The organism is Hymenobacter aranciens (genome assembly GCF_030580865.1).
In the GTDB taxonomy this organism is placed as follows: domain Bacteria; phylum Bacteroidota; class Bacteroidia; order Cytophagales; family Hymenobacteraceae; genus Hymenobacter; species Hymenobacter aranciens.
The window spans coordinates 1-12,492 of sequence record NZ_JAUQSY010000009.1 but is presented as its reverse complement, the minus strand read 5'-3'; the positions used below and the strand labels follow the sequence as shown (position 1 = coordinate 12,492).

The 12,492-nt window shown below is 62.8% G+C and carries 10 protein-coding genes; 7 read left to right on the top strand and 3 right to left on the bottom strand.

What is annotated here, in order from left to right:
• Nucleotides 1-239: 239 nt before the first annotated feature.
• The 3 genes from Q5H93_RS14130 to Q5H93_RS14120 all read left to right on the top strand — a co-directional run bounded on the left by Q5H93_RS14130 (nt 240) and on the right by Q5H93_RS14120 (nt 3,423).
• A complete protein-coding gene (locus tag Q5H93_RS14130) occupies nt 240-1,184 on the top strand; it encodes a hypothetical protein (RefSeq protein ID WP_305007209.1) in 945 nt (314 codons plus the stop codon).
• A 125-nt stretch (nt 1,185-1,309) separates the two neighbouring features.
• On the top strand, nt 1,310-2,794 hold the full coding sequence (locus tag Q5H93_RS14125; protein ID WP_305007208.1) for an AAA family ATPase: 1,485 nt from the start codon (nt 1,310-1,312) through the stop codon (nt 2,792-2,794).
• A 74-nt stretch (nt 2,795-2,868) separates the two neighbouring features.
• On the top strand, nt 2,869-3,423 hold the full coding sequence (locus tag Q5H93_RS14120; protein WP_305007207.1) for a hypothetical protein: 555 nt from the start codon (nt 2,869-2,871) through the stop codon (nt 3,421-3,423).
• Nucleotides 3,424-3,430: 7 nt separating this feature from the next.
• Here the strand turns inward: Q5H93_RS14120 and Q5H93_RS14115 are convergent, their stop codons facing one another.
• Both Q5H93_RS14115 and Q5H93_RS14110 read right to left on the bottom strand, forming a co-directional pair.
• Nucleotides 3,431-5,290 (bottom strand): PAS domain-containing protein, encoded by a 1,860-nt coding sequence (locus Q5H93_RS14115; protein ID WP_305007205.1) that lies wholly within the window; start codon nt 5,288-5,290, stop codon nt 3,431-3,433.
• 111 nt (nt 5,291-5,401) lie between these two features.
• Nucleotides 5,402-5,863: a BLUF domain-containing protein gene (locus tag Q5H93_RS14110; RefSeq protein ID WP_305007204.1), complete on the bottom strand. Its 462-nt coding sequence runs from the start codon at nt 5,861-5,863 to the stop codon at nt 5,402-5,404.
• Between the two features lie 114 nt (nt 5,864-5,977).
• On the opposite strand from Q5H93_RS14110, the gene Q5H93_RS14105 reads away from it, so the two are divergent.
• Complete coding sequence (locus Q5H93_RS14105; RefSeq protein WP_305007203.1) at nt 5,978-7,138, top strand: acyltransferase family protein; 1,161 nt, start codon at nt 5,978-5,980, stop codon at nt 7,136-7,138.
• Nucleotides 7,139-7,455: 317 nt separating this feature from the next.
• Here the strand turns inward: Q5H93_RS14105 and corA are convergent, their stop codons facing one another.
• Nucleotides 7,456-8,652, bottom strand: coding sequence for a magnesium/cobalt transporter CorA (gene corA, locus Q5H93_RS14100; protein WP_305007202.1), 1,197 nt, complete (start codon nt 8,650-8,652; stop codon nt 7,456-7,458).
• 265 nt (nt 8,653-8,917) lie between these two features.
• On the opposite strand from corA, the gene Q5H93_RS14095 reads away from it, so the two are divergent.
• The 3 genes from Q5H93_RS14095 (at nt 8,918) to Q5H93_RS14085 (ending at nt 12,406) form a co-directional block, all read left to right on the top strand.
• The gene (locus Q5H93_RS14095) at nt 8,918-9,862 is read left to right on the top strand and encodes a GNAT family N-acetyltransferase (protein ID WP_305007201.1); all 945 of its coding nucleotides are present in this window, start codon (nt 8,918-8,920) and stop codon (nt 9,860-9,862) included.
• A 288-nt stretch (nt 9,863-10,150) separates the two neighbouring features.
• Nucleotides 10,151-11,410: an MATE family efflux transporter gene (locus Q5H93_RS14090; protein ID WP_305007200.1), complete on the top strand. Its 1,260-nt coding sequence runs from the start codon at nt 10,151-10,153 to the stop codon at nt 11,408-11,410.
• Nucleotides 11,411-11,455: 45 nt separating this feature from the next.
• Entirely contained in the window at nt 11,456-12,406 is a 951-nt protein-coding gene (locus Q5H93_RS14085; protein WP_305007199.1) for a glycosyltransferase family 2 protein, read from the top strand.
• Nucleotides 12,407-12,492: the final 86 nt, after the last annotated feature.

The window sequence follows — 12,492 nt, the reverse complement described above, 5'->3', positions numbered from 1 at the left end:
TAGGAGGCTGACGGGGGGCGGTAGGAGGGCACTGGACGGTGGTAAGGGGCTGGCGGCTGGCGGTAGATTGGTGGCGGTGATTGGTAGGGCGCCGGCACCCGACGGTAGCAGAACTACTGACAAAATGAGGGGCGGCTATTTTATTTTAATCAGGTGCTTGTGGAAAGAAAAATAACTTCTACTTTGGTGGGCCGAATAGCGGTCGGCTAGGAAGTTACCTTTTTTTTAAACCACAAGTCATGGATACCAAACAAGACAACAAAGTGACGATGCTGCAGACAGTGCTACTGTTTCTGGCAGGCGCGGGAAAGAAGCTGGCGGACATCGTGCGGATTGGGAAGGGGCGCGATGCGCTCGAAGGGCTGGTAGGGAAAATTGTGCAGGCGGGCAAGGCCCAGAATAAGCCGACGACGGGAGTAACGCTCACCCGCGAGGAGGTGAAAGCGGATGCAGCCAAGAAGGGGGAAGTGCTGCGGCTGCTGGCCGTGACGCTGACGGAGGATGATACGCTGCGAGCCGAGCTGAAAACGCCGGTGAGCAAAATGGAACAGGGCAAAGACGATGACTACGTGAAATACCTGCAGGCCATTGCGGCGGCCGTGGGCACGCTGGATGCGGAGGCGCTGGAAGAATCGGGCTACGATAAGAAGGTGCTGGCGGGGCTGAACACCGACCTTGCGGCACTGACGGGCACGGCGGGGGCGGCGCGGCAAATTCAGCTGGGCACGACGGCGGCGACGGACGAGCTGCCGGCGTTGTTTGGGCAGGTGGATGTGCTGCTGGAAAAAACACTGGACCCGCTGGTGAAGGCGCAGAAGCTGAGTTTGGCCGAGGAGGTGGCCGGGTATGAGAAGGCGCGGCGCATCATCCACACGGCGGCGCGCAAGCGGGCGCGCTTTGCGGGCACGGTGGCGCCGGGGGCGGTGGTGCTGGTGTATGACCGCCGCACGGCGGGCGTGCCGGACCCCACGCTGGGCAACCGCTCGGGCCGGGGCCGGGCGCTGCGCTTCTACACGGCCGACAGCCCGACGGCGCGCCCCACGGCGGGCCAGGGCGTGCTGGTGAAGCACAAAACCGACCTGCACCTGGAAAGCTACGCCCGCCTGGGGCCGGATGCGGAGGCGCCGTACCTGCTGGCGGTGCTGGAGGGCATCGACGGGGAGGGGCGGTACGTGGTGCAGTAAGTGGGTGGGGGCTCTGGCCGGCCGCTATGCGGCCGGGGCCTCTCGGGAATGGAAACGCCCTGGGCCTGGGAAGGCGCGGGGCGTTTTTTGTTTGTATCATTGATTAACGTTTTTCTTTTGCACTTATGCTGACTCGGCTGAAAGTTTCTGGTTTCAAAAATCTGGTGGATGTGGATGTGCGGTTTGGGCCGTTTACCTGCATTGCGGGGACGAATGGGGTGGGGAAATCTAACCTGTTTGATGCCATTACTTTTTTGAGCTACCTGGCGGAGCATCCGTTGCAGGAGGCGGCGCTGATGGTACGAGGGGGCTCGAATTTGCGGAACTTATTTACGCGTAATGGGGCAGAATACGGTTCGCAAATTCACTTGGAAGCGGAAATGATTGTGCCACCAAGTGGAATTGATGACTTAGGACAAGAGGCCAGAGCGTCGGCTACCTATTTGCGCTATCGACTGGTGCTAGGGTATGAGCAGTCTTCTGTTATTGGAGTAGGTAATAGGCTGGTGTTGCTCTTAGAAGAGCTAACGCACATCAATCGTAGTGAGGCGAGAAAACAGCTCGGTTTTCCTACTACAGTTGAGTGGCGCGAAAGTGTTATTGTTGGACGTAGAACATTGCCCTTTATTAGTACGGAACCTAACGCCACCGGGGAGATTGTTATTCAGCGCCACCGAGATGGTGAGCCTGGAAGGCGTCCGAGCCCTTACATTGCAAGCAGCCTGACCCGGACCCTATTGTCGGTAAGTGATGCAGTGAATGGCACGGCATTGCTGGCTCGTCAGGAGATAAGCTCATGGCGCGTGCTACAGTTGGAGCCTCATGCGCTACGCCTTGCTAGCAGGTTTACGGACCCGCCACGGCTGACTGCTGATGGGGCAGGCCTACCGGCTATGCTATATCGGCTAGCCCGGCAGGAGGGACCGGACAAAGAAAGTATGTACTACGCTCAACTCGGCAATCGGCTGGCTGAATTAAACGAAGAGGTACGACGCTTGCGGGTGGACCGGGATGATAAGCGGGAACTACTGACGCTTGAAATAGAAGACCGCTCGGGAACGTACCACTCGGCAGAGGCCCTGTCGGATGGCACGTTGCGCTTTCTAGCATTTGCTATTATCGAACGAGATGGGCGTCTGGGAAGAATGCTGTGCTTGGAAGAGCCGGAAAATGGCATTCATCCTGCCCGGATTCAGGCGGTACTTTACTTGCTGCAAGATATTTCCACGGATACGACTATGGCAGTTGATTTGGACAATCCCTTGCGGCAAGTCATTATTAATACCCATTCGCCGCATGTTGTCAGTCTGGTTCCGCAAGACTCGCTGTTGGTGGCTGAGCAAGTAACGGCGGTAGCTGCTGGGCGAAAAGTAGTACACCGAGTGCAGTTTAGTGCGATACCCAATACATGGCGGGCGTTGGGGGGAAGAGCGGATGCAACAATCCCGATTGGAAAACTGCTTGGCTTTTTGCGGGTGCTGCCCGGAGAGGAAATTGAGGAGGAGTGGATTGTGGAGCCGTTGGAAACAAAAGGGAAACGACCGATGCGACTTATTGACCGCCCGGATGTGCGGCAACTAACCTTAGCGCTTGATGCCGCGCAGGCTTAAGACAGATGGCAGTACGTATAACGCTGGTAGTAGATGGTAGCTCGGACCGGGCGCTGAAACCCATTATTGAGTGGTTGCTGAAGGAGCACTCGCCCACCGACACAATCTATAAAGTAACGGTAGCCCAACTGCCGGGGCAGCACGACGAAAATGAGCGACTGCAGTTATCGTGGGAATACTTTGAGGGAGATGTACTCTTTGTGCATCGGGATGCCGAGAAGGAGACGTTGGCCGTTCGGCAGGCACAGATTGATGTTTGGGTAACAACAGTGTTTAAGAAACCTCCACCTTATGTACGGGTAGTGCCGGTGCGGATGACGGAAGCGTGGCTACTGCTGAATGAGGCGGCTATCCGGGAGGCGGCGGGAAATCCGAACGGGAGCGTGCGCTTGTCGTTACCAGTTATCAGTCGGCTAGAGTTGTTGCCCGACCCAAAAGAGGTGCTGTTGGAACTGTTGCGGCAGGCTACCGGCAATACGGGGCGGCGGCTACGCTACTTTAATGCCCGCCAAGCTATTCACCGGCTGGCGGATTTGCAGCAGGAATATGGCTTTCACGCCTTGCGAGCCTTGCCGGCTTTTGCGGCGCTGGAAGCCGAAGTAGCAGCCTTGGTGCAGACGCTAGCGTAAGCCGCCGCTACTCCGGCCGCGTCCAGTAAATCGTGAACGTAGTGCCCTCGCCCGGCGTACTGCTGACGGTGAGGTGGCCGCCCTGGCTGCGCACGATGCGCTGCACGAGGTAGAGGCCGACGCCGGTGCCCTCGATGTGAGTGTGCTGGCGGGCGAAGAGCTGGAAGGTGGGGTTGTCGGGGTTGTCGAGCTCCATGCCGAGGCCGTTGTCGCGCACTTCGAGCACGGGCTGGTGGTCGTCGGGGGTGAGGTAGCTGCGCAGGGTGATGCGGGCGGGCCGGTCGGGGTGGGCGAACTTGAGGGCGTTGCTGACGAGGTTATGGGCCACGGAGCGCAGGTTGGCGCGGCTGTAGAGCAGGCCGGGGGCTTCGGTCACGTTGATTTCGACTTCGGCATTGCCGTGCAGTATCTGGGGGCGCAGGCCGAGCAGCACTTCTTCGAGCAGTAATTCGAGGTCGAGCACTTCGACGGGTTCCTGCTGGGCGCGCTGGCTGCGCACGGTGGCGGCGAGGTCGCGCAGGGTGTGCTCCAGGGTGCTCAACTCATCATCCACGAGGCGCAGCATCACGGCCTGGTCGGGGTCGTGGAAGGTGGCGGCCTGGCTGAGCTCGTGGAAGAGGCCGCGCAGGTTGAGAGTGGGCTGCTTGAGGTCGTGGCTGGCGGCGTAGACGAAGGTGTCGAGGTCGTGGTGGGCGCGGGCCAGCTCGTCGTACTGGGTTTGGAGCACCTGGTGGAGGCGGTAGTGCTCGTCGATGTCGGTGCAGGCGCCGAACCAGCGGGGGCCGCTGGCGTCGGCCAGCAGGCGGGCGCGCACCACGTGCCAGCGGTACACGCCATCGTGGCGGCGCATGCGGTACTCGCCCTCGAAGGTGGTGCCGTGCGTCACGCTCTCAACCCAGGCGCGGGCGGCGGCGGGCTGCTCCTCGGGGTAGAGCAGGCTGACCCAGCCGGTAGGGCCCAGCTCATCCTTGGTGAGGCCCGAGTAGGCGGTGGTGTATTGGTTGTAGTAGTCGATGAGGCCGTGGGCGTTGGCCGTCCAGATAAGCTCGGGGATGCTATCGGCGAGGAAGCGCAGCTCGGCCTCGCCGCGGCGCAGGGCCTCGGCCACCTCGCGCTGGTCGTGAATTTCGGTGAGGGCGCCGTGCCAGAACACGGGCGGGTCGGGTAGGTGCACTTCGGGCAGGGCGCGGCTGAGCATCCAGCGGTACTGGCCGTCGAAGCGGCGCAGGCGGTACTCGTGGTTCCAGCCGGTGCCGGCGTGGCGGGCAGCCTCGGCCTGGTAGAGCACGCGCAGGCGGTCGTCGGGGTGAATGAGCAGGGGCCAGATGGCCGTCAGGTCGGCCGTGGGCGGCTGGCCGGTGAAGCGGTACCACTGCGGGCTGACGTAGGTGACGCGCCCGCCGGCATCGAGCGAGAAGCTGATGAGCGGGGCCGTTTCGGTGAGCACGCGCAGGCGGGCGTCGAGGTGGCGGGTGGTGAGGGCCAGCTCGTGGGCCTGCTGGCGGGCTTCCTCCTGGGCCGTTACGTCGAGGGCCAGCAGCAGCAGGCCGGTTACCCGGCCGCGGTCGTCGTGGTAGGGCTCGGCGGCGAGGTCGAAATAGCGGCAGTCTTTAGAACCGGGCAGGGGGCCGCAGGCGCAGGCCTTGGCGGTGTAGGGCTTGCCGGAGGCCAGCACCTGGCTAAGCACGCCGGGCAATGACTCGGGCAGGCTGCCCCGGTGTTCGGCTAGGGGCTTCCCTTCGCTATGCGCGCCCACCAGCTCGCGCATGGCCTCATTCACAAAGCCAAAGCGCAGCTCTGCGCCTTCGAGGGTGGCAACGCCGGCGGGGAGCTGGCGCAGAAGCTGGGCGAAAGGCGGCGTGGGCATACCAGGGAAGAGCAGGAGAAAACACCAACCAACCGGGTAGCAGTCAGTAGTAGCCGCAAGTTACGGCTAAGTTGGTACTTGTGGCTTGCGGTGGCTTCGTCGCTTAAGCAATTATGTCAAAGGCGCGGGCACTGGGTGCTGATAGGGCTGCGAAGGGTCGGGCCCGAACACCGCCAGGCGCACCAAATCGACCAGCAAGGCATCGGCAATGGCCAGCGATTCGGGCACCGGGGGCACTTGGTGAGGTAGCAGGAAGCCCTGTAGGGTGGTGAAGCCCTGGGGTTCGAGCGGATGAAAGGCCATCGACCAGTCGCCGAAGCTGCGGCTGGTGATTGGTTTGTCGACGAGCTTCTGCACGTGGGAGTGACGGCCGTCGCGAGCGATGCGTTCATACAGGTTGTCGGCCACGGCGTCGTCGGCCTCGAATAATTGGGCGATGTTACCGTGGCTGTAGAAAAGGATGCCGGTCACGCCGTCGCGGGCGTTGTTGTGGCGGCTCTGGCTGAGCAGCGCGTTGAGGTCGTCGTCGGAGAGCGGGCGCACGGCCCGGCTGATGTACACGATGTGCTTCATGAGCAGGCAAAGGAAAAGGCAACGGCCGTCGTACGCAGGGCAGCCCGGTCGTGTTGGGCCCGGCAAGGTACTTTTGCCCGCTGCACCACTGCCCGCTGCCACTTTCTGCCCGCTATGAATACCTCCCTGCCTGACGCCTCAGCCACCCCGCTCAACGCCAAGCCGCACTACGCCATCCTCGACGGCCTGCGGGGCGTGGCGGCCCTCACGGTGGTGGCCTTTCACCTCTGCGAAGCCCACGCCACCAGCCACTTCGACCAGCTAATAAACCACGGCTACCTGGCGGTGGATTTTTTCTTCCTGCTCTCGGGCTACGTCATCGGCTACGCCTACGACGACCGGTGGACGCGCATGACGCCGGGCGCATTCTTTAAAGTGCGGCTCATTCGCCTGCAGCCGCTGGTGGTGCTGGGGATGCTCATCGGGGCGGCGCTCTTCTACTTCCAGACGGGCCCGCTGTGGCCGGGCATCGGCCAGACACCGGTCTGGCTGGTGCTGCTGGTGATGGCCATTAATGCCACCACGCTACCCGTGCCGCTTTCGCTCGACGTGCGCGGCTGGCACGAAATGCACCCGCTCGACGGCCCGGCGTGGTCGCTATTCTACGAATACATCGGCAACATTTTGTACGCCCTCGGCGTGCGCAAATTCTCCAACGCCGCGCTGGCCGGGCTGGTGGCGCTGGCCGGCGGCGGGCTGGTGCATTACCTGCTCACCAGTAAGGGCGGCGACATCGTGGGCGGCTGGTCCCTGGAGCCGGAGCAGCTGCGCGTGGGCTTCACGCGGATGCTGTTTCCGTTTTTTGCCGGGCTGCTGCTGCGGCGGCTCACGCGGCCGGGCCACATCAGCAATGCCTTTGGCTGGTGCAGCCTGCTGCTGCTGGCGGTGCTGGCCTGGCCCCGGGTGGGCGGGCCCGAGAGCTTATGGCTGAACGGCTTGTACGAATCGGCCAGTATCATTTTGCTGTTTCCGCTGATTGTGTGGCTGGGCGCCAGCGGGCAGGTGAAGGGCGTGGGCTCGGCGCGGGTATGTAGGTTCCTGGGCGGCATTTCCTACCCCCTCTACATCACGCACTATCCGCTCATTTACACCTATACCGCCTGGGTGGCTCGTCATAAAGTGACTTTGTCGCAGGGGCTACCGATGATGGTGCTCACCTTTGGCGCCAGCGTGCTGCTGGCATATCTCAGCTTGAAATTCTACGACGAGCCCGTGCGCCGCTGGCTGCGGCAGCGTTTCCTGAGCCCAGCATCCCAACCAGCGCAAACGCCGTAAAACAGAGGCCCGAGCCTCGCGGTCCGGACCTCTGTAACCGTTAGCCAACCAGGAGGCGCACGGCGACGGCTATTGCCGCCCGCACTGCTTCCTAGAGAAGCCAGAGCCAAAAACCATTTTCGGTTTTTGGTGGTTTACGAAGCACGGATTTTTTCCGTATCTTCGCCGCACGAACCTTTCTCATAGTTGCTAAGGAGTTAGGTGTGCATCCACCTACTTCTCGAAGCCCCAGTGTTCGCGCACCGGGGCTTCACCTTTTCAGGAGGCAGCCGTGTGGTGAGGTGGCGTGACCGTGCGGTAAAACAAAAGTAGCTCTTCTAGCCGTTGCCGAGCCAGCCTTTGCGCCAGAAATAATACACCTGTCCGCCCACTACCAGCGCCAGAAACAGCAGCACGCCCTGGTAGCCGTAGGGCGAATACAGCTCGGGCATGTTGGCCGGGTTGATGCTGCCGTCGGGGGCTTCGCGCTGGAAGTTCATGCCGTAGAGGCCGACTACGAAGCTCAGGGGGATGAAGATGGAGCTGATGATGGTCAGTACTTTCATGACCTCGTTCATGCGGTTGCTCTGCTCGGCGTAGTACAGCTCGGTCAGGCTGCTGATGCTTTCGCGGTAGCCCTCGGCCAGGTCGAGGGCCTGCACGGCGTGGTCGTAGCCGTCGTTGAGGAAGAGCTTCATGTCGGGCGAAATGATGTCTTCGGGTAAACGTAGCAGTTCGGCAATTTTGTCTCGCTCCGGGTACACCAGGCGGCGGAAGCGCACCATGTCCTTTTTGAGACGCAGGATGCGGTTGAGCAGGCGCGGGTCGCGGCGCGGGGCCACGATGCGCTCCTCGAGCCACTCAATGTAGTCGCCGATGGCCGCCATGGTGGGGAAGTAGTGGTCGAGCACCACGTCGGTGAGGGCGTAGGCGAGGTAGAGCGAGGGCTTGCGGCGAAGCTGGCTGAAATTGGTGCGCAGGCGCTGACGCAGCACTTCGAGGCAATCGTCGTAGTCGTCCTGGAAGGAGAGGACGTAGTTGGGGCCGGTGAAGAGGGAAAGCTGGTCGTCGTCGACTTCCAGGGTGCTGGGCAGGAAGTCAATCATGCGCGAGACGAGGAACAGGCGGTTGTCGTCGAAGGTATCGACCTTGGCGCGCTGGTAGTCGTTGAGCACATCTTCCATCTGGAGCGGGTGGATGCCGAAATCGCGCATCAGGTGCTCAATGGTGGGCAGGTCGCCGTAGCCGCGCACGTCTATCCAGTGCTTGAGCTCGGGATGCTCCCGCAGGTGGCGAATCATCTCGGGATAGTGGTCGGTGTACTCTTTTTCCTCAATGAAATCGTCGTGGTAGGAGAGCATAAACAGCCGGGGCTTGAGGGCGCCGGGGCGGATGTTGAGCGTGCCGGGGCGCTGGCCCACGTTCTGGTCGCGGGCCTGCTGGGTGGCCGCCTGGTCGGCAATGCTGAAGTTGTTGCCGGTGGGCTCAGGGTTCAGGGGCGAAAAATTAGGCGAGGAGGCGGACAGCGGATTCATGCGCAAAACGAAGGACGTGGTCGGGCTTACGCCGCCCGGCCCGGCGAAGATGCCACCCAAAACGTGAAGCCCGGGTGACCAGCGCAGCCGCCAAACGCCGCGCCGTGCCGTACTTTGGCGCTTGGTTGAGTTAAAAGTTAAAAGTGAAGAGTTAAAACCAGTAGCTTTTTTTAACTCTTCACTTTTAACTTTTAACTCTTTAGCAGAAAAACGGGTGACGGAGGCTGAGTTTTCGACGCTTGCGCCAGCACAGGGCCGTTTCCGCGTGTGGCAGGCTCCCGAAGGTCCGGCCGCGCCGCGCCTGCCACTGGCGTTCGAGTCGTTTCTGTATTTGCTGCCCGCGCACCAGCAGCTGGCCCCGGCCGGCGGCCCGGTGCTCAGCTTTTACCTCGAAGACGACGCTCGCCAGCAAAGCGTGGCCCAGCTGCATGTGATGCTGGATGCCGCCGCCGGCTTGGCCCGCAGCCCCGCCCAGGCGCCCTTTGGTGCCGTGCAGCTGGCGGCGGGCGTGAGTTCGGCTGAGCTGCACGCCTTCCTGGATGAGGTAGAGCAGAATCTAATAAACCAAGGAGTTACCCGCTTCACCTTGCGCGGCTACCCCTTCGCCTACGACCCCGCCGGGGCCGCGCTGCTGGCCGAAACCCTGCGTCAGCGCGGCTACCGCGTGCCGCTGGCCGAGCAGAACTACCACCTGGCTACCGGCCGCGACTACGAAGCCCACCTGCACTCCTCGGAGCGGCGCCGGCTGCACAAGTGCCGCCGGCACGGCCTGTTTTTCGAGCAGGAGCCGCCGTATCTGCTGCCCGCGGCTTACGAGTTTATTGCCGCCTGCCGGCAGGAGCGGGGGCAGGCGCTGTCGCTGCCGCTGGCGCGGGTGCAGGCGCTGTTTCGGGCGTTTCCGCGCGAGCATTTCCTGTTTTCGGTGCGCGAGCCCGGCGGCGAGTGGGCGGCCCTCACGGTAGCTATTCGGGTGAGTGGGCGGGTGCTGTACAATTTTTATCCCGCCAGCCCGCTGCGCTACAACTCCCTGAGCCCGGTGGTGGTGCTGAACGAAGGGCTGCATCATTTTGCCGGCGCCAATGGCATGGCAGTGGTGGATTTAGGCACCTCCACGCTGGACTCGGGGCCGAATGCTTCGCTGCTGCGGTTTAAGCGGCACCTGGGCGGGGTGGCGGGGCTGCGGCTGAGCTGGGAAAAGGAACTGAGGTAGAACGAAACTCCCCTCCTTGGAAAGGAGGGGATGTTTTCGCGTAGCGAAAACGGGGGTGGTTCGCCCGGTCGCGCCGTCAGGGCTGTTGTGTGAATTCGTGAGCGTGGTTCTGGTGGGTTTTGCTGCGTTTCCCTAGCTTTTCCGGACGTTTCCGTTTCGGAAGCTATGCGCTGCTTCTCTTTCCTGAACCGCCCCTAATGGCGCGGACGGGCCAACCACCCCCGTTTTCGCTGCGCGAAAACATCCCCTCCTTTCCAAGGAGGGGAGTTGTCGTTCTTTGTAGCCGCAATGCCTTCCCTGACGCGCCCCGCTACTTCTAAAAACATCCGCCAGTTTCTGCGTGGCTCGGTGGGGGCGGGCGTGGCGGTGCTGGCGCGGGCGGTGGGCGCGCTGGTGCTCAATAAGCTGTTTGCCACCTACGCCCCGGCGGGCGGCCTCACGCGGCTGGCGCAGTTTCAGAATTTGATGGCGCTACTTACCACCCTGCCCAACGACGGCACGCACGTGGGCCTGGTGAAATACCTGGCCCCGCTGCGGCCCGGCGGCCCGCGCTACCGGCTTTGGCTGGGGGCGGCGCTGGTGCTCAATGGGGCCGCGCTGCTGCTGGGAATGAGTTGGCTGGCTGTTTCGGGAGCCTTGAGCTGGCGCCATACGCTGCTGTTCGGGCTGGGCATCGGAGCGGTGACGGGGCAGGCGCTGCTGGGGGCGGCCCTGCTGGCAGCCGGGCGGCTGCGGGCCTACGTGAGCTTGTCGGTGGCGCTGGCCGGGCTGGGGCCGGGCGCGGCGGCTGTGGCGTTAGCCCAGGGCTGGCCACTCGATGAGGTGTTGCTAACCTACCTGCTGGCGCAGGGCGCTACGCTGCTGCCCGCGCTGGGGCTGACGGCCCGGGCTGGGCTGCTGCGGCAGCTGCAGCCGCTGGGGCGGGTGAGCCCGGCGGCGGTGCGGGCGCTGGGTAGCTTTCTGTTGATGGCGGTGAGCACGCTGCTGTTTGGCAAGGCGGTGGATTATGCTTTGCGGGCGCATCTGCTAAACACTTATGGCCCGGCCCCGACGGACCTGTGGCAGGCCGTGGCCAAGCTGTCGGATAATTACACGATGGTATTCGGGGCGGTGATGAGCAGCGTATTTTACCCGCGGCTGGCGGCGCTGACGGGGCAGGGCGCGGCCGCCCGGCGCTACGTGCGCAGCATTGCGGGGCTGCTGGCGGGGGCGCTGGCGGCTGGGCTGGGGCTGATTTTTCTGGGCCGCGACTGGCTGCTGCCGCTGCTGTTTGCGCCGCGCCTGCTGGCGGCGCGCGAACTGCTGGCCCCGCAGCTGCTCGGCGACTGGGCCAAATTTCTGAGCTGGATATTTCTCTACCAGCTCATGGCGCAGGCCCGCACCGGGCGCTACGTGGCGGTGCAGGCGGCCTCGGCGGTGGTGTTTGTGGCGCTGCTAACCGTGCTGCTGCCTGCGTATGGCCTGGCCGGAGCGCTGTGGGCCAATGCGGCGCGCTACGGCCTGCTACTCTTGGGCTGCGGATTGATTTTAATGAGGAATCAAGAATGAGGGATGAGAAATGGATAATATCCTTTCGTCCTTTGTGCTTGCCCTATGCCTCATTCCTCATTTCTCACTCCTCACTCCTCAACTCCTGCGCCACTCGTGACGGTGGTAGCGCTGTGCCACAACCACGCGCCCTTCCTGCGGCAGGCGCTGGATTCCATCCTGACCCAAACCTACCCCCACCTGGAGGTGTGGCTGGTGGATGATGCCAGCACCGATGGCAGCCGGGAGGTACTGCGCGAATATGCTGCCGCCCAGCCGCACTGGCACACGCTTTTTCTGACCGAAAACGTGGGCAACTGCCGCGCCTTTAATGCTGCTTTCCGCCAGAGCCGGGGCGAGTTTGTTATTGACTTTGCCACCGACGATGTGCTGCTGCCCCAGCGCATTGCGCAGCAGGTGGCGGCCTTTCAGCTGGCCCCGGCCACGGTGGGCATGGTGTATTCGAACTGCGAATTGATTGACGAAGCGGGCCGCTCGCTGGGCCTGCACCACCGGCTTGATGGCGCGGGCCAACTGGCGCCCCGGCCTGCCAGCGGCTGGGTATTCGGGGAGGTGTTGCGGCGCTATTTCATCAGCACGCCCACCATGCTCATGCGCCGCGCTTGTCTCGAACAATTAGACGGCTACGACGAGACGCTAACCTACGAGGACTTTGATTTCTGGGTGCGAGCCAGCCGCGACTGGCAATTCCTCTACCTCGACGAAGTGACGACCCAGAAGCGCAAGCACCCGCGCCAGATGTCGGCCCGCGCCTACCGGCGGCTCGACCCGTTTCTGGCCTCCACCATCCGGGTGTGCGACAAGGCGCTGGACCTCTGCCAAACCCCGGCCGAGCGAGAAGCGCTGGCCGTGCGCCTACGCTGGGAGATGAAAAAAGCCCTGCAAAACCGTCACATGGCCCAGGCCCGGCAGCTCGATGGGTTGCTGAAATTGACGGGGCACCGGCGGCTAGTGGATAAGCTGCTGGGGGGGCTGGCAAGGTTGCCGATAGGGTAGCGGTGTTGAGAGTTGGGAGTTGGGAGTTGGGAGTTGGGTGTTGGGTGTTGGGTGTTGGGTGTTGGGTGTTGGGTGTTGGGTGTTGG